This is a genomic window from Streptomyces sp. NPDC079167, from assembly GCF_040686735.1.
Taxonomy (GTDB): Bacteria; Actinomycetota; Actinomycetes; order Streptomycetales; family Streptomycetaceae; genus Streptomyces.
On sequence record NZ_JBFBLO010000002.1, the window covers coordinates 525,585 to 551,797 of the forward strand.

The 26,213-nt window shown below is 71.0% G+C and carries 27 protein-coding genes; 13 read left to right on the forward strand and 14 right to left on the reverse strand.

The genetic code is table 11. The annotated features are described in order from the left end of the window. Positions 1 to 141: 141 nt before the first annotated feature. On the forward strand, positions 142 to 558 hold the full coding sequence (locus AB0P41_RS06570) for a hypothetical protein (protein WP_365930492.1): 417 nt from the start codon (positions 142 to 144) through the stop codon (positions 556 to 558). A 388-nt stretch (positions 559 to 946) separates the two neighbouring features. Then, complete coding sequence (locus AB0P41_RS06575) at positions 947 to 1,609, forward strand: lysophospholipid acyltransferase family protein (RefSeq protein ID WP_365930494.1); 663 nt, start codon at positions 947 to 949, stop codon at positions 1,607 to 1,609. Between the two features lie 24 nt (positions 1,610 to 1,633). Here the strand turns inward: AB0P41_RS06575 and AB0P41_RS06580 are convergent, their stop codons facing one another. The 3 genes from AB0P41_RS06580 to AB0P41_RS06590 form a co-directional block, all read right to left on the reverse strand. Beyond that, positions 1,634 to 2,980 (reverse strand): hypothetical protein, encoded by a 1,347-nt coding sequence (locus tag AB0P41_RS06580; RefSeq protein WP_365930496.1) that lies wholly within the window; start codon positions 2,978 to 2,980, stop codon positions 1,634 to 1,636. A gap of 91 nt (positions 2,981 to 3,071) precedes the next feature. After that, the gene (locus AB0P41_RS06585; protein WP_356715269.1) at positions 3,072 to 3,665 is read right to left on the reverse strand and encodes a QsdR family transcriptional regulator; all 594 of its coding nucleotides are present in this window, start codon (positions 3,663 to 3,665) and stop codon (positions 3,072 to 3,074) included. An 85-nt stretch (positions 3,666 to 3,750) separates the two neighbouring features. Then, the gene (locus tag AB0P41_RS06590; RefSeq protein ID WP_356715271.1) at positions 3,751 to 4,188 is read right to left on the reverse strand and encodes a DUF2267 domain-containing protein; all 438 of its coding nucleotides are present in this window, start codon (positions 4,186 to 4,188) and stop codon (positions 3,751 to 3,753) included. 283 nt (positions 4,189 to 4,471) lie between these two features. Between AB0P41_RS06590 and AB0P41_RS06595 the strand changes: the two genes are divergently transcribed. Beyond that, positions 4,472 to 5,077, forward strand: coding sequence for a GPP34 family phosphoprotein (locus tag AB0P41_RS06595; RefSeq protein WP_365930498.1), 606 nt, complete (start codon positions 4,472 to 4,474; stop codon positions 5,075 to 5,077). A 15-nt stretch (positions 5,078 to 5,092) separates the two neighbouring features. On the opposite strand, the gene AB0P41_RS06600 is transcribed toward AB0P41_RS06595, so the two are convergent. Continuing rightward, positions 5,093 to 6,085, reverse strand: coding sequence for a fibronectin type III domain-containing protein (locus AB0P41_RS06600; RefSeq protein ID WP_365930500.1), 993 nt, complete (start codon positions 6,083 to 6,085; stop codon positions 5,093 to 5,095). A gap of 116 nt (positions 6,086 to 6,201) precedes the next feature. Between AB0P41_RS06600 and AB0P41_RS06605 the strand changes: the two genes are divergently transcribed. Beyond that, positions 6,202 to 6,810, forward strand: a complete 609-nt coding sequence (locus AB0P41_RS06605; RefSeq protein ID WP_365930502.1) for a TIGR03086 family metal-binding protein — start codon at positions 6,202 to 6,204, stop codon at positions 6,808 to 6,810. A 65-nt stretch (positions 6,811 to 6,875) separates the two neighbouring features. Here the strand turns inward: AB0P41_RS06605 and AB0P41_RS06610 are convergent, their stop codons facing one another. Then, a complete protein-coding gene (locus AB0P41_RS06610; protein ID WP_356715279.1) occupies positions 6,876 to 7,559 on the reverse strand; it encodes an alpha/beta hydrolase in 684 nt (227 codons plus the stop codon). A 64-nt stretch (positions 7,560 to 7,623) separates the two neighbouring features. On the opposite strand from AB0P41_RS06610, the gene AB0P41_RS06615 reads away from it, so the two are divergent. Together AB0P41_RS06615 and AB0P41_RS06620 are read left to right on the forward strand one after the other, a co-directional pair. After that, a complete protein-coding gene (locus AB0P41_RS06615) occupies positions 7,624 to 8,424 on the forward strand; it encodes a chitosanase (RefSeq protein ID WP_365930504.1) in 801 nt (266 codons plus the stop codon). 95 nt (positions 8,425 to 8,519) lie between these two features. After that, complete coding sequence (locus AB0P41_RS06620) at positions 8,520 to 9,386, forward strand: chitosanase (RefSeq protein WP_365930506.1); 867 nt, start codon at positions 8,520 to 8,522, stop codon at positions 9,384 to 9,386. A 62-nt stretch (positions 9,387 to 9,448) separates the two neighbouring features. On the opposite strand, the gene AB0P41_RS06625 is transcribed toward AB0P41_RS06620, so the two are convergent. The 9 genes from AB0P41_RS06625 to AB0P41_RS06665 all read right to left on the reverse strand — a co-directional run bounded on the left by AB0P41_RS06625 (position 9,449) and on the right by AB0P41_RS06665 (position 17,654). Continuing rightward, positions 9,449 to 10,909 (reverse strand): nucleobase:cation symporter-2 family protein, encoded by a 1,461-nt coding sequence (locus AB0P41_RS06625; protein ID WP_356715284.1) that lies wholly within the window; start codon positions 10,907 to 10,909, stop codon positions 9,449 to 9,451. Between the two features lie 228 nt (positions 10,910 to 11,137). Continuing rightward, positions 11,138 to 12,526, reverse strand: coding sequence for an 8-oxoguanine deaminase (locus AB0P41_RS06630; RefSeq protein ID WP_365930508.1), 1,389 nt, complete (start codon positions 12,524 to 12,526; stop codon positions 11,138 to 11,140). A gap of 45 nt (positions 12,527 to 12,571) precedes the next feature. Beyond that, positions 12,572 to 13,972 (reverse strand): nucleobase:cation symporter-2 family protein, encoded by a 1,401-nt coding sequence (locus AB0P41_RS06635; RefSeq protein ID WP_365930510.1) that lies wholly within the window; start codon positions 13,970 to 13,972, stop codon positions 12,572 to 12,574. Between the two features lie 64 nt (positions 13,973 to 14,036). Further along, positions 14,037 to 14,960 carry a factor-independent urate hydroxylase gene (pucL, locus tag AB0P41_RS06640; protein WP_365930512.1) on the reverse strand — a complete coding sequence of 308 codons (924 nt, stop codon included), beginning with the start codon at positions 14,958 to 14,960 and terminating at the stop codon, positions 14,037 to 14,039. Positions 14,961 to 14,966: 6 nt separating this feature from the next. After that, positions 14,967 to 15,359, reverse strand: a complete 393-nt coding sequence (uraH, locus tag AB0P41_RS06645) for a hydroxyisourate hydrolase (RefSeq protein WP_365930514.1) — start codon at positions 15,357 to 15,359, stop codon at positions 14,967 to 14,969. Between the two features lie 50 nt (positions 15,360 to 15,409). Further along, the gene (gene uraD, locus AB0P41_RS06650) at positions 15,410 to 15,916 is read right to left on the reverse strand and encodes a 2-oxo-4-hydroxy-4-carboxy-5-ureidoimidazoline decarboxylase (RefSeq protein WP_356715295.1); all 507 of its coding nucleotides are present in this window, start codon (positions 15,914 to 15,916) and stop codon (positions 15,410 to 15,412) included. A 154-nt stretch (positions 15,917 to 16,070) separates the two neighbouring features. After that, positions 16,071 to 16,448: a helix-turn-helix domain-containing protein gene (locus tag AB0P41_RS06655; RefSeq protein ID WP_356715297.1), complete on the reverse strand. Its 378-nt coding sequence runs from the start codon at positions 16,446 to 16,448 to the stop codon at positions 16,071 to 16,073. Continuing rightward, positions 16,445 to 16,696 (reverse strand): hypothetical protein, encoded by a 252-nt coding sequence (locus AB0P41_RS06660; RefSeq protein WP_365930516.1) that lies wholly within the window; start codon positions 16,694 to 16,696, stop codon positions 16,445 to 16,447. Before AB0P41_RS06660 ends, AB0P41_RS06655 begins: the two co-directional genes overlap by 4 nt. Positions 16,697 to 16,811: 115 nt before the next feature. Continuing rightward, positions 16,812 to 17,654 carry a GntR family transcriptional regulator gene (locus AB0P41_RS06665; RefSeq protein WP_365930518.1) on the reverse strand — a complete coding sequence of 281 codons (843 nt, stop codon included), beginning with the start codon at positions 17,652 to 17,654 and terminating at the stop codon, positions 16,812 to 16,814. A 249-nt stretch (positions 17,655 to 17,903) separates the two neighbouring features. Here AB0P41_RS06665 and AB0P41_RS06670 point away from each other — a divergent pair, with 249 nt between their 5' ends. From AB0P41_RS06670 to AB0P41_RS06700, 7 genes are all read left to right on the forward strand, one after another. Beyond that, positions 17,904 to 19,169: an extracellular solute-binding protein gene (locus AB0P41_RS06670; RefSeq protein WP_365930520.1), complete on the forward strand. Its 1,266-nt coding sequence runs from the start codon at positions 17,904 to 17,906 to the stop codon at positions 19,167 to 19,169. Between the two features lie 130 nt (positions 19,170 to 19,299). Beyond that, positions 19,300 to 20,178, forward strand: coding sequence for a sugar ABC transporter permease (locus AB0P41_RS06675; RefSeq protein WP_356715429.1), 879 nt, complete (start codon positions 19,300 to 19,302; stop codon positions 20,176 to 20,178). After that, the gene (locus AB0P41_RS06680) at positions 20,175 to 21,014 is read left to right on the forward strand and encodes a carbohydrate ABC transporter permease (protein WP_356715306.1); all 840 of its coding nucleotides are present in this window, start codon (positions 20,175 to 20,177) and stop codon (positions 21,012 to 21,014) included. The genes AB0P41_RS06675 and AB0P41_RS06680 overlap by 4 nt, the downstream gene beginning before the upstream one ends. A 52-nt stretch (positions 21,015 to 21,066) precedes the next feature. Continuing rightward, positions 21,067 to 22,629 (forward strand): beta-N-acetylhexosaminidase, encoded by a 1,563-nt coding sequence (locus AB0P41_RS06685; protein ID WP_356715308.1) that lies wholly within the window; start codon positions 21,067 to 21,069, stop codon positions 22,627 to 22,629. 33 nt (positions 22,630 to 22,662) lie between these two features. Beyond that, the gene (locus AB0P41_RS06690; protein ID WP_365930523.1) at positions 22,663 to 24,093 is read left to right on the forward strand and encodes a cellulose binding domain-containing protein; all 1,431 of its coding nucleotides are present in this window, start codon (positions 22,663 to 22,665) and stop codon (positions 24,091 to 24,093) included. Between the two features lie 157 nt (positions 24,094 to 24,250). After that, positions 24,251 to 25,090: a TIM barrel protein gene (locus AB0P41_RS06695; protein WP_356715312.1), complete on the forward strand. Its 840-nt coding sequence runs from the start codon at positions 24,251 to 24,253 to the stop codon at positions 25,088 to 25,090. 44 nt (positions 25,091 to 25,134) lie between these two features. Next, complete coding sequence (locus tag AB0P41_RS06700; RefSeq protein WP_356715314.1) at positions 25,135 to 26,028, forward strand: 2-hydroxy-3-oxopropionate reductase; 894 nt, start codon at positions 25,135 to 25,137, stop codon at positions 26,026 to 26,028. The last annotated feature ends 185 nt before the right edge of the window (positions 26,029 to 26,213 follow it).

A 26,213-nucleotide genomic window follows, 5' to 3' on the forward strand; every position in this document is an offset into this window, starting at 1 on the left:
GCCGCATCAGCGCCCGAGCCTGGGACCGTCATCCCCCGTTCCGGTTGCGTCGGCGGCGAAGGGGCACTCCCCGTCGGCCGGCCCGACGGGCTGAGCCCGGTGTAGTTTGACGATCCGTTCGAACGGCGCGAGGGGCTGAGAATGAGCTGGAAGCAGGCGCACCCAGGCATCCAGCTGCCCGAGGGGTCGTGGTGGGACTGGGACGTCATCGCCTGGGACGCCGGTGAGCTCCGTCTGGCGGCCGGGTACGACCTCAGCTACCACCACGGCTTGGAGCTGGTCTTCGGCGATCTCGTCTTCGCCGGCTGCCCGGCGATGTTCAGCGATCCGGAGTTCCGGGCGCCGACGAGCGAAGAGCGGGAACGAGCTGCGCGTCAGTTCGGTGAGGAACCGCCGGTCCTCGTCGCTTTCGAAGCCGACGCGGGCGGCCGGGAGCCCGTCTCCTGTCTGATCGCCGCGGAGCGGCTGGAGATCGTGCACGAGTCCGTCCTGAGGTACTGGCGGAACGACGCGGCCCCTGGCCAGCGCTTCGCTCCGTGGGTGCGGCCGCCGGCGTGACCGACGGCCGCACCACCGGTAGAGGCACGGTGCGCGTCAGCGGACCGACTGCCCGGCCGTGGACGGCCGCCGCAGGAGCAGAACAGCAGTACACAGGGAAGGCGTACATCCAGGACAACGCTCTCCCCGGCAGGTGTCCAGGTGCGGTCGATCGGGAGCACCTCCGCGGTGAGCATCCGCAGTATCTCGTCGGGCGGCACGACGTACCTGGATTCGCCGATGCCGACGACGAAGTCGTAGACGCCGTCGACCAGGGGCCGGGACCGTGCCGGTCCGTGGCCGTCCGCTCCTGGCGCCGGGCCGCGGAAGATGAGTGCGGCTACTCAGGCTCCGGGCGCTGCCGCCGCCGACGATGGGGAGCGACATCGCCGAGCTCAGGAGATCCGACATGCTCAGCCGCCTCGCCGACGCCCTGGTGCCCGCCGTCGGCCGCCTCACGGTCACCACCGACGCGGACGCCGAACTCGCCCCCGGCAGCATCGTCGTCGCCAACCACACCTCGCTCGCCGACCCCGCCGTCGTGCTCGCCGCGCTGTACCGCCTCGGGGTCCGGCCGGTCGTCATGGCGGCTGCCGGACTGTGGCGCGTCCCGCTGCTCGGCCGCGCTCTCGCCCTCGAAGGGCACATCCCGGTCCACCGGGGCGGCCCGCGCGCGGCGGACGCCCTGGACGGAGCCGTCGAGGCGCTGGGGCGCGGGCGGCTGGTCCTGATCTACGCCGAGGGCGGCCTGCCGCGCCGGACGGACGCCGCGGAAGCCGCTCCCGAAGCCTTCAGAAGCGGACTGTCCCGGCTGGTCCGGCGCAGCGGGGCCCCGGTGGTGCCCGTGGGCCAGGCCGGCGCACGCCGGGTCACCTCGGGGTCCACGGCCAAGCAGCTCGCGGGCCTGTTCACCGCACCGCTGCGCCGCCCGGAGTTGCACGTACACGTGGGAGCGCCCCTCGAGTTGACGGCGGACGGTGCCGCCAGGACCGAGCAGGCCCGTACAGCGGTGACGGCCGCCTGGCGCACGGCCGCCGCCCGGCTCGGAGAGCCCGCCGCGCTCGCCGCTTGAGCGGCTGCCGTGCAGCCGGCCGGCTCACCCGCCGGACGGGATGTCCACGTAGTCCTTGAAGAGCAGCGACACGGTGTGGCGGTCGGAGGGCCAGTTGGGCACGGCGATGGTCTCGTCCACACCGGTCCCGCGCATCGTCTCCGTCACGGGGATCGTTCCACGGGCCCGCGTGTCGGCCGGGAGGGAGAGGTCGGTGGCCGTCAGGAACGGGATCCGGTCGAAGGGCGGCAGCGCCGCGTCGAGCCGGCTGATCCCGTCGCATCCCTTGTCGAACGCGAACAGGCCCAGGATCTGCCGTAGTTGTGGGGAGACCGCCGCGTTGAGGACATCGGTCCCGGCGATGCGGAGCCGGTCGTCCTCGGCCGTCCCGGCCCGCCACTCACGCGCGCGGACGATGGTGAGCGCCGTGTGCGCGGGGCAGACGTCGATGGAGTCCGCGACACCGCCCGGCGGGGAGACGAGCAGGCGCACGAAGCGGTCGCTGCGCTCGAAGGGCTCGAAGTAGAAGTGGGCGGTGCGTTCGCCGGAGCGGATGAACGCCAGCTCGTAGTGTCCGCGTCCGTTCACTCCCAGCGGGCCGAAGGCTCCGTCCGCGCCGGTCCGTACGACGTGCTGGGGGAGGAGGCCGGCCCGGGCGCCGGTGGCGGGGTCGAGCCGCCACACTTCGAGGCGGCCCGCGAGCCCCTTGTTCTGCGGGAAGTGCACGGCGCGCCCGGCGATCTCCACGGAGGCGTGCGGCTCGGGCAGGACCCGGGTGGTGAGCGGTTGCCTGCCGCGGAGGAACGCGTAGATGTGGGCGAAGCTCTCGGCGGAGGTGGCGCTCTCCGTGTGGCTCGCCTCCGGCTCGTGGACGTTGAGCGCCCCGCCGATCGATCCGTTGGGCTGGAGGCTGCTCCAGACGGCGAGGGTGGGCACCCCGCCGGGCTGGGCGGCGGCCGTACGGCCGTCCAGGTTCACGTACTTGGCGACTTCCGCCGCCCTCTCCGGCACGGAGAGGTAGGCGTGCGCCACCCGTGTCCCGCGCGAGTGGGCCAGGATGTCGACCTTCCGCGCGCCGGTGCGCGCCAGGACCGAGTCGACCAGGTCCTCCAGCCCGGCGACCGCGTGGTCGTCGGTCGCCACGGAGGTGTCGTACTCGTGGACGTACAGCAGGTCGTCGCGGTAGCCGTTGCCGGCGAACCGCTTGGCCTGGGACTGCCACTGCTGGGCCGATCCCTCCTGGCCGTGTACGAAGATCACGGGGTTGACCGTGGCGCGCGGGGCGGTCGCGGCCCGCGTCGGGGGCGTCAGGGCGGTGAGGGTTGCGACGAGTGCGAGAAGCACCGCGAGTAAGGTCGCCCGGCCCGTCCGGGCCGGCTGGGAGCGGGTCATCGTGTCCTCCGGGTTGCCGTCGTCGGAGTCGGAAACTACGGCCGGTGCCGTCGGGCCCACCAGTGGCCGGCCCGAGGGTGAGACAGCGGTCTCAGATCGTGCCCGGTGACGCTCGGCGGGTTTGCTGGAGTACGGCGCGGGCAGTGCGTTCGGCCAGGGCGAGGTCCGGACGGCGGCTGCTCAGCAACTCGGCGTACAGGGCGGATTCGACGACCCTGACGTAGAGGTACGCCAGGTCGTCGATGCCCGAACGGGGCCAGAGCCGGTCCCTCTCCCCCGCCTCCAGGAGGATGCCCCGCTGGGCCAGGACGGCCCGCCGGTGGACACAGCCGCCGGTCAGCAGGCGCCGCGCCGTCTCGGGTTCCGCGCGCAGGAAGCCGGTGAAGGGGGCGGAGCCGCGCAGAGCCGTGACGAAGTAGCGGGTGATCTCCAGGACGCCGTCCACACCCGTCCGGGTACGCCTACGCCGTGCCCGGTCCAGGAGCTCTTCGGCCAGCTCCCATAGCACGTCGGCCAGGAGCGCGTCCCGGCTGCCGACCACGCGGTAGAGGGTGGCCCGGCTGACCGCGAGGTCCTGGGCAAGCGCGTCCATGTCCACCGTGCCGTGCCGCAGGAAGGACCCGCAGGCCCTCCGCACGACGTGGCCCCGGGTCACCACACGCCGGGAAGCCCGCGCACCTCGCATGCCGCCCGCCTCCTCCGCCGGCCCCACCACCACCGGGGGCCGGTACCTTAGCGCGCGGGCGCCGGAGGGGACGAGCGGTGGTTCCCTACTCCCCGGCCTCGCGGGCCCGCGCCGTGGGCAGCAGCCCGCCGATGTCCGCGGGCAGGGCGGCTGTCAGCTTCTCCATCAGCTCCGGCGCGACTGCCGCGTCCAGGACCTCGAGGACGGCCGCGGTCTGCTCCAGGGCGACGTCCTCGGAGACCCCGGCTCGCCAGGCGACCCGCCCCGCGAACGCCGTGAGGTCGAAGCGCTCGCCCGATCCGCTGCGCTCCGGCTCATGGGCGGGCGCCCCGGTCTCTCCGGCCTCGTCGGTCACCGAAGCGGCCAGCGCCGAGGGCAACTGCGCGAGCAGGTGCCCGGTAAGCCCGTCGGGCAGCCGTTCGGCCAGTGTCCGGAGCACCGCACCGGTCACCCGCTCGGCACCGCCCCGGCCGGACAGCCGCGCCCGGGCCTGGACCTTCCCGATCAGCTCCTCGTACTGCATGTGGCCATCCCCTTCGCCGAGGGCGCCCGGGGCGTCGGCTCCGGGCACCCGGAATCGGGCAATTACCCCGATGGGGGAAATAATACGCGGCTGCCGCCGGGGCATCAGGCGATCACCGGCACCATGACACCGTCCGGTGAGGCGAATCGGCTCGGGCCTGGCCGGAAGCCGCCCGGTCGGAGCCATACTGATCGTGACGGTCGCCCTCGCCGCGAACCGGCTCCGGACAGGGGGCGGGCCGGCGGGGACGCACTTCAGTCGATGCCTCCGAGGGGAGCCGTACATGACCACGGCGAAGGACCTGTTCATCATCACCATGGACCCGCGGCCGGAGCACGCCGTGGGGCAGGGCGACCTGTCGCTCGCGCTCGCGGGAGCCGAGCTGATCGATCTCATCGGCACGGGGGCCGTCACCGTGGACGGTGACCGCATCGTGCCGGGTGAGCCTCGGACGCCGGACGACGCGCTCCTCGGAGACGCCGCGGCACGGCTCACCCGGCAGCCGCCTTACGAGCGGATCGACGACTGGCTGTGGCGCCGGGGGCAGGACCTCTCGGCCGCGTACCAGGCCGGCCTGGAGAAGGACGGCGAGCTGACGCGGAAGCGGAGCGGCCGGTCGCCCTTCGGCTCGGAACACGTCGAGCCGGCCGATACGCCCGGCCGCCGCCGCGCGGCCGGCCGCCGGGACGCCGGGGAACCCGTGCTGGCCGCCCTCGCCTCCGCCGTGGGCATCGACGGCGGCGGGACCGATGACGAACCGGGCCTCGACGACGAGGCGGTGACGACCGTGGTGGCAGCGGTTCACGACGCGGTGATGGAGCTGGAGGCCGTACGCCAGCGGCGGACCATCGAGAACGCGGCCTTCGCCAACCTCTGGCGGGGTCCGTGAGCGCCCGGCCTCCGGTCAGCCGCGCAGCACCACCGTGCGCTGGGCCGAGAAGTCGCCCCACGTCCCGTCGGGGAGCTTGGGCCGGAGCTTGAGCGAGTACCGGGTGCCGGGCGGGTCGGTCAGGGTGAGCCGGTACGTCGCCCGGCCCTTGGGCGGCGTGCCGCCCCAGACGATCGTGGTGGTCAGCTTTCCGTCCAGGAAGAGCTGGTAGGCGGGAATCGTACCGCCGGTGTCCGGCTGGTCCCAGGAGAGGTCGACGAGGTACTCCTCGCCCCGCGCCGTCGTCGCCGTCCGCAGTCCGGTGGGTGCCGTGCTCGCCGGCGCTCCCGGGGCGGACGGGGTGGTGAGATCCAGCGCGTCACTGTCCGGCGAGGAGCGGTCGGCGGCGTCGCGGGCGCGGACGGTGAAGGTGTAGACGGTGCCGGGGCGCAGCCCGGTGATCCGGGCCGTGGTCCGGGTGCCCGGGACGCTGTGGATCCTGGAGTCCTCCTGGTAGATGTCGTACGAGGTGACGCCCACGTCGTCCGTGGAGCCGCCCCAGGACAGGGTGACCGTCCGGCCGCTGTCCGCCTTGCCGCGCAGCTCCGTCGGTCCGGTCGGCGCCTCCTCGTCGGCGGGCGCGGCGGCGGGCGTGGTGACGACGGCCGCGGCGCTCGGCGCGGAGAGGTTCCCGGCGGCGTCCCGGGCCCTGACGGTGAAGGTGTAGGCGGTGGAAGCGGTCAGACCGTCGATGTCGGTCATCAGCTTCGTCGCGTCCACCGAGGCGGCCTTCTTCCCCTCGCGGTAGACGTCGTAGCCGGTGATCCCCTCGTTGTCGGAGGCCCGCTCCCACATGACGTGTGCGGAGGAGGCGCTGCCGGCCTGCGCGGTGACACCCCTGGGGGCCGTCGGGTTCTTGGTGTCCGCTTCCGCGGGTCCACCGCAGGCGGTGAGGCCGGCGAGGAGCAGCGCGGCGGAACAGGCCAACGCGGTGCGTGCGTGGGGGCGTTGCACGGTGATGCCTTCCATCCGACAGCAATGGTCCAGACCTATATGCCATGCGGACGGGGCCGCCGACAAGGGGGCGGACCGGAACGTTCCGCGATGTCCCGATGAGTTCCGGGCGCGGAGACGGTCCGAAGAGTATGGAAACGAACAACGTGACCGCGCCCGGCATCGATCTCGGACCGGCGGCGCGGCTGATCCAGGAGCTGATCCGCGCCGTCGACGACCGTCAGCTGGACGGCCCCACCCCCTGCCCCGACTACGCGGTACGGGAGCTGCTCGGGCACCTGCTGGGCCTGACCGTCGCGTTCCGCGACGCGGCACACAAGAAGTCCGGCCCGACGACCGGTACCCCGCCGACCTCGGCCCTGCCGGTGCTGCCCGACGACTGGCGTACGGCGCTGCCGCCCCTGCTGGACGAGCTGGTCGATGCCTGGCGCTCCCCGGCCGCGCTGGAGGGCATGACCCGGGCGGGCGGCGTGGATCTTCCCGGGCAGGTCGCCGGGATGGTCGCGCTCAACGAGCTGGTCGTGCACGGCTGGGATCTGGCCAGGGCGACGGGGCAGGAGTTCCGGGCCGACGAGGCCAGCCTGCGCTCCTCGGAGGCGATGCTGGCCCCCGGGGACGACGACAGGACCGGCCCTGACGCGATCTTCGGCCCGCCGGTTCCGGTCCCGGCCGACGCGCCGCCGGCCGACCGGGTGATCGCGCTGAGCGGGCGCCGGCCCGACTGGCGGCCCGGCGACTGACGGCGTCGCGCGCGGGGCCCGGCGGTGGAGTCGCCGCCGGGCCGGCGGCCGGAGGGCCGGGCGGCTCAGCTGGTGAAGAACTCGGTGATCTGCTGGGCCACCTGGTCCGCGTGCTTCTTGTGCACATGGTGGCCGCCGCCCAGGGTGAGCAGCCGGCAGTCGGGGATGAGCGAGGCCATGTCGGCCAGTCGCCCCTGCGGCATGCTGCTCTCCGGGCCCCCGGCGATCATCAGGGTCGGAGCGACGATCTGCCCCAGCTCCTGCTCCCACCGGGGGTCCGGCTCGGCCACCTGGGCCCGGACGGCCGGCACGACGTTCTCGTCGTAGTCGACCGGGTCCCCGGGACGGTTGTCGGCCACCAGCTGTCCCGGGAACGGCGGCGGGGTCTCGACCAGCACCAGGCGCTCCACCCGGTCCGCGTGCTCCTCGGCGAGCAGATAGGCGACCACTCCGCCCATCGAGTGGCCGACGAGCCCGACCCGGTCGAGCTCGCAGGCGTCGAGGAACTCCAGGACGTCGTCCCGCATCTGCTCGAAGCCGTACTCGTCGGGCCAGTCGCTCTCGCCGTGGCCGCGCAGATCGATGGCGTACACCCGCCACTCCTCGCCGAGCAGGGTGCCGACGGCCTCCCAGCTCAGGGACGAGCCGCCGAGGCCGTGCAGGAGGACGACGGGCGACCCGAAGGGGTCACCCCACGTCCGGTACGCCAGCCGTACTTCGCCGACGTCCACAACAGACTGATCTTCCATATCGCGAACGCTACAGGCGCCCCGCCCCCGCCTGCGCCACCCCCCGGCCTGGCACGCTTGGTGCGTGAAGCACAGACGTCTCGCCCTCGCCGCCGTCGCGGCCCTCGTACTGACCGGCTGCTCCGGGTCCGGTTCCGGCTCCCCCGAGAAGGGGCTCGACGACCCGGCGCAGAAGGACATCGCGATGCGGCTCGTGTCCAGCGCGGAGAACTCCACGCTGGACTGGAAGGGGCAGTACGGCTACGTCGAGGACATCGGCGACGGCCGCGGCTACACCGCCGGCATCATCGGATTCTGCTCCGGCACGGGCGATCTGCTGAAGGTCGTCGAGCGCTACACGGCGAAGCGTCCGGAAAACGCGCTCCAGGACTTCCTGCCGGCGCTGCGCGCGGTGAACGGCAGCGATTCGCACGAGGGACTCGGCGACGCCTTCACCGGGGCCTGGTCGGAGGCCGCGGCCGACCCGGCTTTCCGGTCTGCGCAGGACGCGGAGCGGGACAGCTCGTACTTCGACCCGGCGGTGGAGCGCGCCGAGGGCGACGGGCTCAGCGCCCTGGGGCAGTTCATCTACTACGACGCGTATGTGATGCACGGGTACGCCGACACCGACGGCACGGTCGGCTTCCGGACGATACGCGCCCAGGCCCTCGCCGAGAAGGACCCGCCCTCCGAGGGCGGCGACGAGGAGTCCTATCTCCACGCCTTCCTGGACGCCCGGGTGGCAGCGATCCGCAAGGAGCCCTCCCACAGCGACACCAGCCGGGTGGAGACCGCCCAACGCGTCTTCGTACGCGAGGGGAAGCTCCAGCTGGAGACCCCGCTGGCATGGAAGGTCTACGGGGAGAGCTTCCACATCGACGGCTGAACCGGGCGCACACGGGGACTTACCGCGCGCCCCGAATGCTGATAGGAAAGCTTCCTAACAGAACATCGGAACGACGAACTCCCTTGGGAGGACCGGTGCCCCACCCCCACAACAGCACCTCACGTCGCACCACCCGAACCATCCGCACCGCCGGACTCGCCGTGCTGGCCCTCGGGCTGGCCTTCACGGCGGTCCCGGCCACCGCTCACGCCGGCGCCCCCACGCCGCCGGCCGCACACCTGGAGGCAGCCGCGACCGGACTCGACGACCCCGCGAAGAAGGACATCGCGATGCAACTGGTCTCCAGCGCGGAGAACTCCACGCTGGACTGGAAGGGGCAGTACGGCTACATCGAGGACATCGGCGACGGCCGCGGCTACACCGCCGGCATCATCGGATTCTGCTCCGGCACCGGGGACATGCTCGACCTGGTGGAGCTGTACACCGAGCGGAAGCCGGGCAACGTCCTGGCCGCGTACCTGCCGGCCCTGCGTGCGGTGGACGGCACGGACTCGCACGAGGGGCTGGACCCCGGCTTCACCGGCCACTGGGCCGAGGCCGCGTCGGACCCAGCCTTCCAGCAGGCGCAGAACGACGAACGCGACCGGGTCTACTTCGACCCGGCGGTGCGCCAGGGCAAGGCCGACGGGCTCGGCACGCTCGGCCAGTTCGCGTACTACGACGCCCTCGTGATGCACGGCGGCGGCAACGACAGCGCGAGCTTCGGCTCGATCCGGGAGGCGGCACTGGCCCAGGCGAGCCCGCCGTCGCAGGGCGGCGACGAGGTGGCCTACCTCGACGCGTTCCTGGACGCCCGGGTCCGGGCGATGAAGCAGGAGGAGGCCCACTCGGACACCAGCCGGGTGGACACGGCCCAGCGGGTGTTCCTGCGGAACGGCAACCTGGATCTCGATCCGCCGCTGGACTGGCAGGTCTACGGCGACAGCTTCCACATCGGCTGACACCGGCCGCACGTGGTGCGCGTACGGGCCTCCTCGGAGGTTCCCGTACGCGCACCGGTGTGTCAGGGGGCGACGGGCAGGGCCATCGGATCCTTCGGCTGTTCGGCGTCCGCGGCTTCCGCCTCCGGTTCCTCGTCCGGCGTGCGGCCCCAGTGGTTGAAGGCCAGGTTCAGCACGATCGCCACCACGCAGCCGGTGGAGATGCCCGAGTCCAGGACGACGAGCAGGTCCTCGGGGAAGGCGTGGTAGAAGCCCGGCGCGGCGATCGGGATGAGGCCGACGCCGACGGCCGCCGCGACGATCAGGGCGTTCTCGCCCTTCTCCAGGGCGGCGGTGGCCAGCGTCTGGACACCGCTCGCGGCGACCGACCCGAAGAGCACGATGCCGGCACCGCCGAGGACCGGGAGCGGCACGAGGGCGATGACGGACGCGGCCACGGGGACGAGCCCGAGCAGCACCAGGATGACCCCGCCCGCCGCGACGACGAACCGGCTGCGGACCTTCGTCATGGCGACCAGCCCGATGTTCTGGGCGAACGCACTGCACATGAAGCCGTTGAAGAGCGGGCTGACGGCGCTGCCAAGGGTGTCGGCGCGCAGTCCGCCCTCGATGGTCCGCTCGTCCGCCGGACGGCCGACGATCTTGCCGAGGGCCAGCATGTCGGCGGTCGACTCGGTCATGCAGACCAGCATCACGATGCACATCGAGATGATGGCTGCGATCTCGAACTGCGGTGCGCCGAAGTGGAACGGCGTCGGGAAGCCGACCACGTCGGCCTCGCCCAGTGCCCCGAAGTCGGTGATGCCGGCGGGGATCGCGATCAGGGTGCCGATGACCAGGCCGAGCAGGATGGCGATCTGCTGGAGGAAGCCCCGCAGCAGCTTGCGCAGAGCCAGCACGATCACGAGGGTGACGGCGGCCATCGTGATGTTCGTCATCGAGCCGTAGTCGTCGGCCGTCGCGTTGCCGCCCTGCGACCAGTTGAAGGCCACCGGGAGCAGGGAGACGCCGATCAGTGTGATGACGGTACCGGTGACGACGGGTGGGAAGAACCGCACGAGTTTGCAGAAGTACGGGGCGAGGACGAAGCCGAGGAGGCCGGCGACGATGATCGCTCCGAAGATGACGGCGATGCCGTCGTGCCCCCGGTCCTTGCCGATCGCGATCATCGGGGTGACCCCGGCGAAGGAGACGCCGTTGACGAACGGCAGTTTGGCACCTATTCGCCAGAAGCCGAGGGTCTGGAGCAGGGTGGCTATCCCCGCGGTGAAGAGGCTCGCCCCCATGAGGAAGGCGGTCTCCTTGGCGCTGAGACCCACGGCGGGCCCCACGATCATGGGCGGGGCCACCACACCCGCGTACATCGCGGCGACGTGCTGAAGGCCGCTGGTGAACATCCTGAGGGGCGGAAGCGTCTCGTCGACCGGGTGCTTCCGGTCGGGTTCTCCTTCTCCTGGACCTACTGCGGGTGGGACTGCGTCTGCTTCGACTGCGTTCTTGCGAAACCTGGGCGTAGCTGCCACGGCTTCCTCCGGTCGGGTACACGTCGGGCGACGTGGGTATCAGGGAGGTGGTGCTGAGTGGTGCGTTGGTGCAGGTCGTGCAGCTGGTGCGGGCAGCTTGGAGCTCACCTGTGCGGGTGCGCGTACATGGCGTACGCGCACCCGCACAGGCTGCCGTGGACCTGAGGGGTCCACGGCGGCCGGCCGAGGGCCGTCCCCCTCGGCCGGCCTGTCAGGGGGTACGCGGCATCAGGCTCCTGCGGCGATCTGCGCCAGTCGCCTTGCCTCGTCGCGGGTCGCGCGGGCGATGGTGTCCTCGTCCTCGGTGGTGAGGTGGTTGTCCTCGACGACGGTGCTGCCGTTGACGAGGGAGAGGGTGACGGGGGCCGCGGCGCCGAAGACCAGGGCGGTCACGGGGTCGGCGATGGAGGCGTGCGCCAGGGTGTCCAGCTTCCAGAGCACGAGGTCGGCGAGCTTGCCCGGTTCCAGCGAACCGATCTCCTCGGCCCGGCCGAGGACCTGGGCGCCCCCGTACGTCCCCAGGCGCAGCGCCTGGCGCGCGTCGAGCGCCTTCTCGCGGTGGGCGCCGAGCCGGTTGATGAGGAGGGCGTTGCGCAGTTCGGTGTGGAGTTCGCCGGACTCGTTGGACGCGGTTCCGTCGACGCCGAGCCCGACCGGGACACCGGCGGCCAGCATGTCGGGGACGCGGGCGATGCCGGCGGCGAGGCGGGCGTTGGAGGACGGGCAGTGCGCGACGCCGGTGCCGGTGCGGGCGAAGGCGGCGATGTCGGAGTCGTTCATGTGGACGCAGTGCGCCATCCACACGTCGTCACCGAGCCAGCCCGTCGACTCGAAGTAGTCGGTCGGCCCCATCCCGAACAGCTCCTTGCAGAACTGCTCCTCCTCGACGGTCTCCGAACCGTGGGTGTGCAGGCGCACTCCGCGACGGCGGGCCAACTCGGCGCCCTGACGCATCAGTTCGGTGGAGACGGAGAAGGGCGAGCAGGGGGCGACAGCGATCTGCGTCATCGCGCCGAACGAGGTGTCGTGGTGGGCGTCGATGGTGGCCTCGGTGGCGGCGAGCGCTCCGTCGAGGCTCTCCACGGCGAAGTCCGGCGGCAGCCCGCCGTCCTTCTTGCTGCGGTCCATGGAGCCACGGGCGAGGGTGAAGCGTACGCCCATGTCGCGGGCGGCGCCGATGATCGCGCCGGAGAGGTCGCCGGAGTCGCGCGGGTAGACGTAGTGGTGGTCCATCGCGGTGGTCACCCCGCCGCGGGCCATCATCGCGAGAGAACCCTGGGCGGCCGCGCGTGCCATCGGCTCGTCGAGGCGCGCCCACGTCGGGTACAGCGCGACCAGCCAGTCGAAGAGGTTGTGGTCGGTCGCCAGGCCGCGGGTGATCCACTGGTAGAAGTGGTGATGGGTGTTGACCAGGCCCGGCGTGACCAGGTGACCGGTGCCGTCGACGCGCCGTACGACGCTCGTGAGGCCCTCCGGGGCCTTGCCCGCGCCGACGGACTCGATGCGGTTGCCCGCCACGACGACGTGCCCGGACGCGTATTCGGTGTCGTGGGCGTCGACCGTGGCGATGGAACAGTTCTCGATGACGATGCGCTGCGGGTCTGCCGATGCTGCCATGGCGCTTCCTTCTTCTTTCCGGGGATGTACGGGCACGGCAGGACCCTAGGAGGATTTGAGTGCCACAGCGTTACGGCTGTGGGTGCCGAGATGGTGGAAGAACAGATTGAGCAGGACCGCCACGAGCGCTCCCGCACTGATCCCGGAGCCGAGCACGGTCTGCGCCCAGGACGGGAATCCCGCGTAGAAGCCGGGTGCGGCGAGGGGGATGATGCCCGCGCCGAGTGCCACGGCCACGAGGATGATGTTGGAGCTGTCGTCGAGCCCCGCCTCGGACAGGGTCCGGATGCCGCTCACCGCGATCGAGCCGAACAGGACGATGCCGGCGCCGCCGAGCACGGGCATCGGGACGAGGGAGACGACCGCCCCGAGGACGGGGAAGGCGCCCAGGACGATCAGGGCGCCGCCCGCGGCGGCGACCACGTACCGGCTGCGTACCCGCGTCAGCGACACGACACCGACGTTCTGGGCGAAGGCGCTGGTCGGGAAGCCTCCGAAGACCGGGCCGAGGAGGGTGGCGATGCCGTCGGTGCGCAGACCCCGGGTGATGGTGGGGCCGTCGGTGCGCCGGTCGCAGATCTCACCCAGCGCCAGCATGCCGGCGGACGACTCCGTCATCAGCACCAGCATCACGATGCACAGGGAGAGGATCGCGGCGGGCTGGAACTCGGGCGGTCCGAAGGCGAAGGGTGTGGGCAGCGCGGCGACGGGTGCGGAGCCGAGCGCGGAGAAGTCGGCGAGTCCGAACGGGATGGCGGCCAGTGTGCCGATGAACATGCCCGCGAGCAGGGCCACTTGCTTGACGAAGCCGCGTCCGAAGCGCTGGATCAGCAGGATGACGACGAGGGTGAAGGCGGCCAGCGCCAGATACTTCATGGCGCCGAAGTCGCCGGCGGTGGCGTCGCCTCCCTGGGCCCACCCGACGGGCACCGGCATCAGCGTGACGCCGATGAGGGTGATGACGACCCCGGTGACGAGCGGCGGGAAGAAGCGCAGCAGCCGTCCGAAGAACGGGCCGACGGCCAGGCAGAAGACACCGGCGACGAGCACCGCCCCGTAGATCGCGGGGAGTTGGCGGCCGGGGGCGCTGGTCTCCGCGATGGCGAGCATCGGCGCGATCCCCGCCGAGGACGCCGCGTTGACGAAGGGCAGCCGGTTGCCGGCGAAGCGTCCGGCGCCGAGGGTCTGCAGGAGGGTGGCCAGTCCGGCGATCAGGAGACTCGCCGCGATCAGCCGGGTCATGCCGGCCGCGTCGAGTCCGACGGCCTGCCCGATGATGAGCGGAGGGGTGACGACGCCCGCGTACATGGCGGCGATGTGCTGGAGCGCGGCGGGGACGAGCCGCGAGGGTGGAAGCTTCTCGTCCACCGGGTGAACTGCCGTGCCGGCAGAGGTCGGTGGTGCTTTACACGGGCCTTTCGCCGGCCCCGTTGCAGGCTGTGCCATGGAATTTCCCTCCGGGATGACCGGCCACCGCCCGCAGCGGGGCGGCGGCCGGTTCAGCACCGCGTCAGAGGTTGGTCATGTCGACCGGGATCTTCGGCTCGACGCCGTCCCGGAGCACCGTCGCCTCGATGAGGCCGTAGGGACGGTCGGCGGCGAAGTACACCTCGTTGTCGTTCTTGAGGCCGAAGGGCTCCAGGTCGACGAGGAAGTGGTGGTTGTTCGGCAGCGAGAAGCGGATCTCGTCGATCTCGCTGCGGTTGTTGATGATGCGCGAACCCATCTGGTAGAGGGTCTGCTGGAGCGAGAGGGAGTAGGTCTCCGCGAAGGCCTGGAGCATGTGCTTGCGCGTCTGCTCGTAGGACTTCTCCCAGTTCGGCATGCGCTCCTGGTCGCTGGTCCAGTTGTAGCGCCACTTGGCGGAGACGTCGGTCGCGAGGATGCGGTCGTACGCCTCCTTCAGCGTCGTGTACTTGTCCTTGACGTAGCCCCAGAACTCCGAGTTGGTGGAGTTCATGACGGAGAGGTCCTTGAGGCCGGAGATGACCTCCCACTTCTCACCGTCGAAGGTGATCTGCGTGGTGCGCGTCTCCTGGCCCTTGCGGACGAAGGAGTGCTTGACCTCGTCGGCGCCGATGAACTTCGAGTTGCCGTCGGAGGTCGCGATGCGCTCCCAGGAGTACTCCTCGACCCGGATCCGGGCGACCTTGATCGGCTCCTGCGAGGACACGAAGTGCCGCGCGAGGTGGATGCCGAACTGCTCGGCGGACTCGATGCCGTGCTCCTTGGCGAACGCGAACACCGTGTTCTTGGTGGTGTCGGTCGGCAGGACGTTGGCGTTGGAGCCGGAGTAGTGGACGTCGTCCATGTCGCCGGAGAGGGCGACGGAGACGTTGAGGTCCTTGATGTGGTGGGTGTCGCCGTCCCGCGTGATCTTGACGACGCGGTTCTCTGCTTTGCCGTACTGGTTCTGGCCGAGAATCGTGGGCATTGTCTGCTAGCTCCCTCGGTAAACGGAGTAGCCGAACGGGTTGAGCAGCAGCGGTACGTGATAGTGCTCGCCCGGGGTGACGGCGAATGCGATCGCCACCTCCGGGAAGAACGCGCCGCTGTCCCTTACGCGGGGGGCGTCCTGCTGCGCCTCGGCTTGCTTCTTCGCGGTGAAGTACGACTCGGTGTCGAAGACGAGCCGTACGTGGGTGGTTCCTTCCGGCAGGGCCGGCAGGTTTTTGCAGCGCCCGTCCGCGTCGGTCGCGGATCCGCCGAGCGTCACATACTGCGCGTCGCCGCCGCTGCGGGCGGCGAGGGAGACGGTGACGGCTTCGGCGGGACGGCCGACGCTGGTGTCCAGGATGTGGGTGGACACCGATGCGGTGGTGTCGGTGCTCAAGACCGTCACGCTCCTTGCTCTGAAGAGTGCTGTACGGGGTGCCTGGCCCCTCAGGAGTCCTGCACGAGGCGGGTCAGGCGGATTCGGTTGATCTTGCCCAGTTCGGCGCGGACGATCTCGCGTTCCCGCTCGGGCGAGTTGCCGATCCGGGCCTTCACCGCGTCGCGCATCTGTTCACCGGTGGCTCCGGTGGCGCAGATCAGGAAGACATGTCCGAACCGCTCCTGGTAGGCCAGGTTGAGTTCGAGCATCTCCTCCTTGAGCTCCTCGGACGCACCGGCCATCCCCCGCTGTTCGCGGGCGGAGGCCGGGTCTCCCGGCTTGGGGCGGCCGATCGGCGGGTGGCCGGCCATGGCCTCGGCCAGGTCCTCCGGTGAGAGCTCGGCCAGGGCGGCGTCACTCGCGGAGAACAGGGCTTCCGTACCGGCGTAGGGCCGGTGGGCAAGGACGGAGCTTCCCCACGCCGCACTCGCACACACCTCGTGCAGGGCGGCTGCGGCCTCTTCGGCCGCCAGGGTGTTGAACCGGGCGAGGCCCGGTGTGGAGCTCGTAGTCACGGGAGCCTCCGTGGCTTTTTTCGCTGTGCGTTGTCGGGCTGCGGATAGCTAACGCCCTCCGCAACACCACGTCAACAGTTTGTTGAAATTCCGCGAACAAGAGATGCCGCCGCCCGAGTTCCCGGACGACGGCATTGCACCGCATTACGCGTCGCTACTCACCCTTGGTGGCATTGTCCCGGTTCAGATAGTTGTAGACGGTGAAGCGGGAGACGCCGAGCGCGCCCGCCACGGTCTCCACACCGTGCCGCACGGAGAAGGCACCGCGTGCCTCAAGGGTGCGTACGACGCCCTGCTTGGCCTTCCGGTCCAGTTCGGCCAGCGGCATCCCGTGCCGCCGTTCCATCGCGGACAGGATGTGGTCGAGCGATTCTGAGAGCTGCGGGAGCCGTACGGCTATGACGTCGGCCCCCTCCCACGCGAGGAGTACGTCCTCGGTGGTGGCCTGCTCCGGGGCGAGCAGCTCCGCCCCCATGGCGTCGACGAGCGGCTTCACGGCGGTGACCAGCGGGTGGTCGGCCGGTTCGGTCACGGGGTGTCCTCCCCGATCACGTTGAGCTGGAGGGAGACCCGGGTGGCGCCCGAGGCCAGGGCCCTGCGCAGCAGGGAGTCCACGGCGGTGAGCACCTCGTCCGCGCCTCCTTCGGCCGTGTTCCCGAAGGGGCCCACGTCCACGGCGTCCAGGTCTGCGGTCTGGACGACCTCGCGGGCCACCACCGCGTGGGCGGGTGCCTCGTCGAGATCGAAGGGCTCGGTGGTGAATTCCACCCTCAAGCGCACGGTGCCTCCCTCATGTCCCGCCGCGTCCCTCGGCTCGCACGGCTCGTCCCGACCCTAAGGCACGGGGCGGCGGGCCCGGAGGGCGCGAACGGGTCCCTCCAGGCGGGACCGCGCCTCACGGCCCGGCCTGGATGTCCCCCCGGGTGGACGAGGCGATCGGGTCGCCGTGCGTGAAGTCCCCGGGCGGGATCCCCGGATGGTGCCCGTCCCTGACCAGCGGGGCGGTGGCGGCGGCCGGGCCGAGCGCGAGCCGGGAGACGATCCGGTAACGGTCACCCCGGTAGAGCGAGTGGACGTACTCCACGGGCAGCCCGGCGGTGTCCGAGGTCAGGCGCTCGAAGAGCAGGGCGGGGGAGAGCTCGGGGACCTCCAGGAGCTGGGCCTCCGCACGCGTGACGACCGTGGGCTCGATGGCCTGGACCGCCTCGCGGACGTGCACCCCGTGAGTGTGGCGCAGATGCTCGTAGAGATCGCCGTCCTCCAGCTCCTGGGCGGACAGGCCGGGCACCAGCGCCGCCCTGATGTGCAGGTGCTCGATCGCCATCGGGGCACCGTCGACCAGTCTCAGCCGTGCGACGTACACGATCTCGTCGGCGGGCGACATCCGGAGCTTGCGGCCGACCCGGGCGCCGGCCTGGAGGGTGGTGAACTCCAGCAGCCTGCTCGACCAGGCCCCGGCCGCCTGCGGCACGCTCAGCGAGAGGTCGGCGGAGACCAGCTCCTGGGTGATCTTCGCCGGGGCGACGAACATCCCGCGTCCGTGTTCACGGACGAGCAGACCGGCGGCCACCAGCTCGTCGACGGCGGCCCGCAGGGTGGGCCGGGAGACGCCGAGCAGGGCGCACAGAGCCCGCTCGGACGGGATGGCGTCGCCGGGACTGCGGCTCTCGATCAGCTCGAGGACCGCGTCGCGCACCCGTTCCCGTTTGAGCACCGTCCCCGGTACGTCGGCTTTCATGCGTTCCCCTTCGCGCGTCCCGCTCCCTTTACCAGTTGGGCGAACGATGGCCACTGGTCAGGGAGAGTCTAGCCACCCTCGTCGGCATGAACAGAGGCGGATCTCGATCAGATTCCCCAAAATCCCTTTATACAGGAGGGGTTGACGACCCCATTGGTCTATGCCACCTTCATCCCCCATCAAGAGGTGAGCTGTCCAGTGGACTTCACTGGTCAGGTGGTCAGGTCTCTGCTCCCGTTGAGGTGAACCGTGAAGTACCGCTTGCTTGCCGGTGTGTCCGCGCTCGTGACGGCCGCCGCTCTCAGTGCCTGCAGTTCTGGTGGGGACAACACCGACGAGGCCGGGGGCGTGACGACGGTCGACGTCTGGCTGATGCGCGACAGCGTCTCGGCCGCGTTCCAGAAGGAGTTCACCGAGGGGTTCGAGGCCGCCCACCCCGACATCGACGTCAGGATCCAGATCCAGGAGTGGGACGGCATCGGCCAGAAGATCACCGCCGCCCTGGCGAGCAACGACGCCCCGGACGTCATCGAGGCTGGCAACACCCAGGTCGCCCAGTTCGCGGAGAGCGGCGGACTCCTGGACCTCAGCGACAGGAAGGACGAGCTGAACGGCGCGGACTGGCTGAAAGGGCTGGCCGAGCCCGGTGCGTACGAGGGGAAGCAGTACGGCATCCCGTACTACGCCGCCAACCGGGTCGTGATCTACCGCAAGGACCTCTTCGAGAAGGCCGGTCTCGACGCCACGGAGATCACCACCCGCGACGCGTGGATCGATGCCACCACGAAGCTGAACAAGGGCGGCACGCAGGGCATCTATCTGCCGGGCCAGCTCTGGTACGCGCTGGCCGGCTTCGTCTGGGACGAGGGCGGGGACCTGGCGACCGAGTCCGGCGGCACGTGGAAGGGCGCGCTCGACACACCCGAGGCGCAGCGGGGCATGGCCTTCTACGCGGAGCTCCAGGCGCTCGGCAAGGGCCCCAAGGACTCCGACGAGGACGATCCGCCGCAGGCAGAGGTGATGGCGCAGGGGCAGGTGGCGCAGGTCATCTCCACTCCCGGCGGGGCCAATGTGGTCGTCGAGAACAATCCGGAGCTCAAGGGGAAGCTGGGCTTCTTCCCGATCCCGGGGAAGACGGCCGGCACTCCGGGTGCGGTGTTCACCGGTGGCTCCGACCTGGTCGTCCCCGCCGCCTCCGGTCACCCCGAGGCGGCCGTGACCTTCATCAAGGAGCTCACGGGCGACGTCTGGCAGAAGAAGCTCGCGGTGGCCATGAGCTACGTGCCCAACCGGACCACCCTCGCCTCGGCCGTGGCGGGCGACCCGGGTGCCTCGGCGATGGCCGTCGGTGCGGCGAACGGACACGCGACGCCGAACACCCCGGGCTGGGCGGCCGTGGAGGCCGAGAACCCCGTCAAGGACTACATGACGGCCGTCCTCACCGGCGGTGACGCCTCCGAGGAGGCGGCCAGGGCCTCCGCGGACATCACCCGTGCCCTGAACGCCGGTTCCTGATCCGGTCCGTCCGTTTCCCGTCACCGAGAGGAGGCCCGCCGTGCCGGATGTGCGTGAACGGCCCGCTCCCCACGTCCGCCGTCCCCCGAAGGCGCCACCGGGGCGGCGGCCGGGGCGGCCCCCGCGCGACCTGTGGCCGTACGCCCTGATCGCACCGGCGATCGGCGGCACGCTCTATCTGCTGGTGTACCCGCTGGTGCGGGCGGTGGTGATCTCCCTCCAGGACTTCGGGCTCCGCCAGCTGATCAGCGGTGACGCCGAGTTCGTGGGCCTGCGCAACTACCGGACGCTGCTGTCCGACCCGCGCTTCTGGGAGGTGACCGGCCGCACCTTCGTCTTCATGGCCGTCAACGTCGTACTGATCATGGTCATCTCGACGCTGGTCGCGCTGATGACGGAGCGGCTGCGCCGGGCCGGCCGTACGGTCGTGCTCTGTTCGCTGGTGCTCGCCTGGGCCATGCCGGTGGTCGCGGCCACGACGGTCTTCCAGTGGCTCTTCCACTCCGAGTTCGGCATCGTCAACCAGTCGCTGACCGCGCTCGGCTTCGGTTCCTTCGACCGCTACCCGTGGTTCGCGAACGGCACGGCGTCGTTCACGATCCTGGTCCTGCTGATCGTCTGGCAGTCCGTGCCGTTCGCGGCGGTCACCCTCTACTCCGCGCTGACGACCGTCCCCGCCGAGCTGTACGAGTCGGCACGCCTGGACGGCGCGTCCGCCTCCCGCGTCTTCCGCTCGCTCACCTTCCCGATCCTGCGGCCGATCTTCATGCTGGTCCTCTCCCTGGAGGTGATCTGGACCTTCAAGGCGTTCGTCCAGATCTGGGTGATGACGCGCGGCGGCCCGGGCGACGCCACCACCATCCTGCCCGTGTACGCGGTCCAGACGGCGCTCTCCAGCCAGCGCTACGACCTGGGTTCCGCCGCGTCGATGATCACCGTGGTCCTGATGTCCGGGGTGCTGGTCCTCTACTTCCGCCAGATGTTCCGTCAGGAGGACGAGCTCCGATGACCCTGCTGCGCCCCCGCGTCCGGCGGATCCCGCTGAACGCCGCCGCCGTCGTGACCGTCGTGGTCTGCCTGTTCCCGGTGTACTGGATGATCTCCACCGCGTTCAAGCCGTCCCGGGACATCCAGTCCGCCGAGCCCCGGCTCGTGCCCTACACCTGGACCCTGGACCACTTCCGCCGGGCCGTGCAGGCGGACGGCTTCGAACTGTTCTGGCGCAACAGCGTCCTGGTCACGCTGGGGGCCGTACTGCTCTCCCTCGTCGTGGCGCTCGGGGCGTCGTTCGCCGTGGCGCGCCTGCGGTGGAAGGGCCGGCGGCAGTTCATGCTGCTGGTCTTCGTCGCCCAGATGGCGCCCTGGGAGTCCTTGGTCATCCCGATCTACATCATCTCCCGCGACACGGACATGCTCGACCGGCTGCCGACCCTGACCCTCGTCTACTTCATGATCACGCTGCCGTTCACGATCGTGGTGCTGCGGGGGTTCCTCGCGACCATCCCGCCGGAGCTGGAGGAGGCCGCCCAGGTCGACGGCTGCACCCGGACCGGCGCCTTCCTCAGGGTGGCGCTGCCGCTGCTGGCCCCCGGCCTGATGGCGACCTCGCTCTTCGGATTCATCACGGCGTGGAACGAGTTCGCGTACGCCAACTTCCTGATCATCAAGCAGCAGGACAACCGCACCCTGCCGGTCTGGCTCTCCTCCTTCCAGAACACCTTCGGCACCGACTGGGGCGCCACCATGGCCGCCTCGACACTCTTCGCGCTGCCCGCGCTCGTGATCTTCCTGCTGCTCCAGCGCCATGTGACCTCCGGCTTCGCGGCCGGCGCCGTCAAGGGATGAGCCCGTCGGCGTACTCGTGAACCGTCCGAAACCCCTGTCCCGGAGGCCCTCCGTGCCCGCATCACGCCCCGAGTTCTCCCTCCTCCCCCGCCCCGGCAAGGTCTCGCCGCGCCCGGGCCGCTTCGTCCTCGGCCAGGACACCGCCGTACGCGCCCTGCCGGGTGCGGAAGGGGCGGCGGATCTGTTACGCACGCTCCTCGGCCCGACCACCGGCCTGCCGCTGTCGCCCTCGCCGGACGGCCGTGTCGTCCTGGCGCTCGATCCGCAGCTCGGCGGACTGGGTGACGAGGGGTACGGCCTGACCGTCGGGCCGCAGGCGCTCCTGCTGCGCGCGGCCCGCCCGGACGGGCTGCTCCGCGGCGTCCAGACGATCCGGCAGCTCCTGCCGCCCGAAGCCCTGTCGGGCGGTGCGCGGGGCATCTCCTGGGAACTGCCGTGTGTCGAGATCAGCGATGTGCCGGCCCATCCCTGGCGCGGCGCGATGCTCGACGTCGCCCGGCACTTCCAGCCCGTCTCCTACCTCCACCGCTACGTGGACCTGATGGCGCTGCACAAGCTGAACGTCCTGCATCTGCACCTCACCGACGACCAGGGCTGGCGCATGCCGGTCGACGCCTACCCCCGGCTGACCTCGGTGGGCGGGCACCGGGCCCAGTCCCTCTCCGACGGGGTGCCGCACTCGGGTGCGTACACCAAGGCGGAGCTGCGCGGCCTGGTCCGCCACGCACGGGAGCGGGGGGTGACCGTCATGCCGGAGATCGAGATGCCCGGCCATGTGCGCGCGGCCCTCGCGGCCTACCCGGGCCTGGGGAACCACCCGGAGCGGAGGCTCGACGTGTGGACCCGCTGGGGCGTCTGCGACACCGTGTTCGGTGTCCACGAGGAGGTCCTCGACTTCTGCCGGACCGTGCTGGAGGAGGTCATGGACCTCTTCCCGTCCCCGTACATCCATGTCGGCGGCGACGAGTGCCCGACCACCGAGTGGGAGGAAAGCCCGGCGGCGCGGTCCCGTGCGGCCGCCGAGGGGCTCGACGCCCCGGGGGATCTGCACGGCTGGTTCATGGGGCGGATCGGCTCGTTCCTCGTGGAGCACGGCCGGCGACCCACCGGCTGGGCCGAGACCGGCGGCGAACTGCCCCCCGAATTCACCGTGATGACCTGGCGCGATCCGGAGCACGCCCGCACCGCCGCCCGGCGGGGGCACCAGGTGGTCACCGCGCACCACCGGGCCACCTACCTGGACTACGCCCAGTCCACGGATCCGGACGAGCTCCCCGCCCAGGACGGTGACCCGGTGCCGCTCCACGCGGTCCACACGAACGACCCGGTGCCGCGGGGCTGGGGGCCGGACGAGGCCTCCCGTGTCCTGGGCACCCAGGCGCAGCTGTGGACCGAGTACGTGACGACGCCGGACCGGATCGAGTACCTCACCTACCCCCGGCTGTGCGCCCTGGCGGACCGTGCCTGGTCCGGCGGGCGCGGCGACTGGGCCGGGTTCGTCGAGCGGCTGCGCCACCACACCGCCCGGCTGGACGCCCTGGGCGTCCGCTACCGGCCCCTCACCACGCGGTCCCTGGCGGCCGCGTCCGCAGGTACAGCGCGACCCCCTCGGTAGCCCATCCCCCACCGTTCCGGAGAGGAACACGCCATGAGGACATTCCGCAGGAGCCGTATCCGCGCGGCGGCGGCCGCCGCCGTCACCCTGGCCCTGGGCTGCACGGCCCTCGCCGCCCTGCCCACGACCGCCGGTGCAGCGGCGGCCGGCGGGCTCGTCGTCCAGTACCGCACGAGCGCGTCGGGCGCGACGGCCGACCAGAGCGAACCGTGGCTGAAGGTACGCAACACGGGGAGTGCGAGTGTGCCGCTCTCCGATGTCAAGGTCCGGTACTACTTCAAGGGCGACTCTGCGTCCGCGGCCTACCGTTTCGCCTGCTCGTGGGCGGTGAAGGGCTGCGCGAACATCACCGGCACCTTCAAGACCCTGCCGAATCCGACCGCCACCGCCGACCGCTACCTGGAGATCGGCTTCACCGCCGGCGCGGGCGCCCTGGCCCCCGGGGCGGACACCGGTGACATGCAGCTGCGCTTCCACCGCGCGGACTGGCAGCCGCTGGGGCAGAGCGACGACTACTCCTTCGGCGCCGAGCGGAACACGTACGGCGACTGGGCCAGGATCACCGCGCAGCTGGGGTCGGTCACGGCCTGGGGCGAGGCCCCCGGGGGCAACGGACCCACCGACCCGACGGATCCCCCCACCGACCCGCCGGCCGACGGGCCGAGGCTGTTCGACGACTTCGACTACACCGGGCACACCGACCCGAGGATCGCGGCGAACGGCTGGAGCGTCCGCTCGAACTCCGGCGGTCCCGGGGTGCCGGGCGCCGTCTGGGCTCCGGAGAACGTCACCTTCAGCAGCCAGGCGGGCAATTCGGTGATGAACCTGGAGACGTCCACAGGGGGCACGGGTGCCTCGACGGAGCACACGGAGATCCTCACGAAGTCCTCGAAGTTCCGCAACGGCACCTACGCGGCCCGGGTGAAGTTCAGCGACGCGCCGAGGTCGGGCCCCGACGGCGACCACCTCGTCCAGACCTTCTTCACCATCAACGACCTCAAGGCGCCGATGGCGGACGACTACGCGGAGTACGACTTCGAGTACCTGCCCAACGGCGGCTGGGGCGAGCCGTCGAACATCCTCTACACCACGTCCTGGGAGACCTACCGGCCCGACCCGTGGGAGGCCGTCAACCAGCACAGCGAGGCACGGCAGAGCTACGCGGGATGGCACGACCTGGTGGTCACCATCGACGACAGCGCCATCACGTACTACGTCGACGGTCAGCCCTTCGGCACGCACGGGGCGGCCTATCTCCCGGAGCGCCCGATGTCGATCAACTTCAACCAGTGGCTGATCGATCTGGCCGGGCAGAGCAGCACGACTCCGCGCTCGTACGACCAGCAGGTGGACTACGTCCTGCACGTGAAGGACCAGGTCCTCTCCCCCGCCCAGGTATCGGCTCTGGTGAGCGGTTACCGGGCGGCGGGCACGACGTTCCAGGACACGGTGCCGGCCGTCTGACCAGGCACGGATGAGCGGTCGCGGGGTGGAGGGCAGGACGGCCCCCACCCCGCTTCCGTGTGTCCGGAATTCGGTTTCCCTCTTGACAGCCTCACCACACGCCAGGCAATCTTCCGTTAAGCAGAAACTAACTTCCGCGATACGGAAGGAGCGCATGATGGGTTACTCGGACCAGCGCTTCGATGTGAACCTCTCGATCCTCTTCACCGAACTCCCGCTCCTGGAGCGCCCCGCGGCGGCCGCCGCCGCGGGCTTCACGGCGGTCGAGCTCTGGTGGCCCTGGATCGAGACCCCCACCCCCGCGCAGGCCGAGCTCGACGCCCTGAAGAAGGCGCTCGACGACGCGGGCACACAGCTGGTGGGGCTGAACTTCTACGCGGGCCGCCTCCCCGGCCCCGACCGCGGGGCGCTCTCGCTGCCCGGCGAGGAGTCGGACCGCTTCCGCGCCAACATCGACGTGGCGGCGGACTTCGCGGCCTCGGCCGGCTGCAAGGCGCTCAACGCGCTCTACGGCAACCGCGTCGAGGGCGTGGACCCGGCCGTCCAGGACGAACTCGCCCTGGAGAACCTGGTCCTGGCCGCCCGTGCGGCCCACCGGATCGGGGCGACGCTGCTGATCGAGACGCTCAACGACACCGAGTCGCCGCTCTACCCCCTGGTCAGCGCACCGGCGGGCGTCGAGATCGTCGACCGTGTCAACGAGGCGACGGGACTGGGCAACGCCACGTTCCTGCTGGACCTTTACCACCTGTCGATGAACGGCGAGGACCTCAGCCAGGTGATCAAGACGTACGCCGCGAAGACCGGCCACGTCCAGATCGCCGACAACCCGGGGCGCGGCGCGCCCGGCACCGGCTCGCTCCCGCTGGAGCGTCTCCTCGACGAGCTGACCGAGGCCGGTTACGACGGCTGGGTCGGCCTGGAGTACAAGCCGGGCGACCGGCCGAGCGCGGAGGCGTTCACCTGGCTCCCGGCCGAGCACCGGCCGGCCCGCTGAGGCCCGTCCCCTCCCGCACACACGCTTACCGGAAGGCAACCCTCATGAGCAGCAACCTCCCCAAGGTCGCCTGGATCGGGCTCGGCATCATGGGCTCGCCCATGTCGGAGAACCTGATCAAGGCCGGATACCAGGTGACCGGCTACACCCTCGAGCAGGACAAGATCGACCGGCTGGTCGCGGCGGGCGGCAAGGGCGCCGCCTCGATCGCGGAGGCGGTCCGCGACGCCGATGTCGTGATCACCATGGTCCCCGCCTCCCCGCAGGTCGAGGCCGTCGCGTACGGCCCCGACGGCATCCTGGAGAACGCCAGGCGGGGCGCCCTGCTGATCGACATGTCGTCGATCACCCCGCAGACCTCCGTGGACCTGGCTTCGAGCGCGAAGGACAAGGGCATCCGCGTTCTGGACGCCCCGGTCTCCGGCGGTGAGGCCGGAGCGATCGAGGCCGTCCTGTCCATCATGGTCGGCGGCGAGCAGAGCGACTTCGACGCCGCGAAGCCGCTGCTGGACGCGCTCGGCAGGACGATCGTGCTGTGCGGCCCGCACGGCTCCGGCCAGACGGTGAAGGCGGCCAACCAGCTGATCGTCGCGGTCAACATCCAGGCCTGCGCCGAGGCCGTCGTCTTCCTGGAGAAGTCCGGGGTCGACCTCGCCGCGGCGCTCGACGTGCTGAACGGCGGCCTCGCCGGCTCGACCGTCCTGACCCGCAAGAAGGACAACTTCCTGAAGCGGGACTTCGCTCCCGGCTTCCGGATCGACCTGCACCACAAGGACATGGGCATCGTCACGGACGCCGCCCGCAACGTCGGCGCGGCACTGCCCGTCGGCGGGGTCGTGGCCCAGCTCGTGGCGTCCCTGCGCGCGCAGGGCGACGGCGGCCTGGACCACTCCGCGCTGCTGCGCTCGGTCGAGCGGCTCTCCGGCTCCCAGGTCTGACACTCCCGGCCCTCCACAGGGGCCCCATGAACTCCGGGTCGCGGTGGCGCTGACACCTGTCCTGTCGCGCCCAGGCGCTGCCGCGGCCCGGAACCTCCTCCTCCAATTTCAACAAACTGTTGACGCTTCGATACCGGCGAATCTACGCTCCTGAGGCCGTCAGCAGCCCCGTACGGAAGGCCTCC

Coding starts and splice junctions, on each gene's coding strand:
- AB0P41_RS06580 (WP_365930496.1), bottom strand. CDS start 2,980: ATGACCCGCTCCCAGCCGGCCCGGACGGGCCGGGCGACCTTACTCGCG.
- AB0P41_RS06585 (WP_356715269.1), bottom strand. CDS start 3,665: ATGCGAGGTGCGCGGGCTTCCCGGCGTGTGGTGACCCGGGGCCACGTC.
- AB0P41_RS06570 (WP_365930492.1), top strand. CDS start 142: ATGAGCTGGAAGCAGGCGCACCCAGGCATCCAGCTGCCCGAGGGGTCG.
- AB0P41_RS06600 (WP_365930500.1), bottom strand. CDS start 6,085: ATGGAAGGCATCACCGTGCAACGCCCCCACGCACGCACCGCGTTGGCC.
- AB0P41_RS06665 (WP_365930518.1), bottom strand. CDS start 17,654: ATGAAAGCCGACGTACCGGGGACGGTGCTCAAACGGGAACGGGTGCGC.
- AB0P41_RS06605 (WP_365930502.1), top strand. CDS start 6,202: ATGGAAACGAACAACGTGACCGCGCCCGGCATCGATCTCGGACCGGCG.
- AB0P41_RS06595 (WP_365930498.1), top strand. CDS start 4,472: ATGACCACGGCGAAGGACCTGTTCATCATCACCATGGACCCGCGGCCG.
- AB0P41_RS06680 (WP_356715306.1), top strand. CDS start 20,175: ATGACCCTGCTGCGCCCCCGCGTCCGGCGGATCCCGCTGAACGCCGCC.
- AB0P41_RS06695 (WP_356715312.1), top strand. CDS start 24,251: ATGGGTTACTCGGACCAGCGCTTCGATGTGAACCTCTCGATCCTCTTC.
- pucL (WP_365930512.1), bottom strand. CDS start 14,960: ATGCCCACGATTCTCGGCCAGAACCAGTACGGCAAAGCAGAGAACCGC.
- AB0P41_RS06610 (WP_356715279.1), bottom strand. CDS start 7,559: ATGGAAGATCAGTCTGTTGTGGACGTCGGCGAAGTACGGCTGGCGTAC.
- AB0P41_RS06575 (WP_365930494.1), top strand. CDS start 947: ATGCTCAGCCGCCTCGCCGACGCCCTGGTGCCCGCCGTCGGCCGCCTC.
- AB0P41_RS06590 (WP_356715271.1), bottom strand. CDS start 4,188: ATGCAGTACGAGGAGCTGATCGGGAAGGTCCAGGCCCGGGCGCGGCTG.
- AB0P41_RS06630 (WP_365930508.1), bottom strand. CDS start 12,526: ATGGCAGCATCGGCAGACCCGCAGCGCATCGTCATCGAGAACTGTTCC.
- AB0P41_RS06690 (WP_365930523.1), top strand. CDS start 22,663: ATGAGGACATTCCGCAGGAGCCGTATCCGCGCGGCGGCGGCCGCCGCC.
- AB0P41_RS06635 (WP_365930510.1), bottom strand. CDS start 13,972: ATGGCACAGCCTGCAACGGGGCCGGCGAAAGGCCCGTGTAAAGCACCA.
- AB0P41_RS06700 (WP_356715314.1), top strand. CDS start 25,135: ATGAGCAGCAACCTCCCCAAGGTCGCCTGGATCGGGCTCGGCATCATG.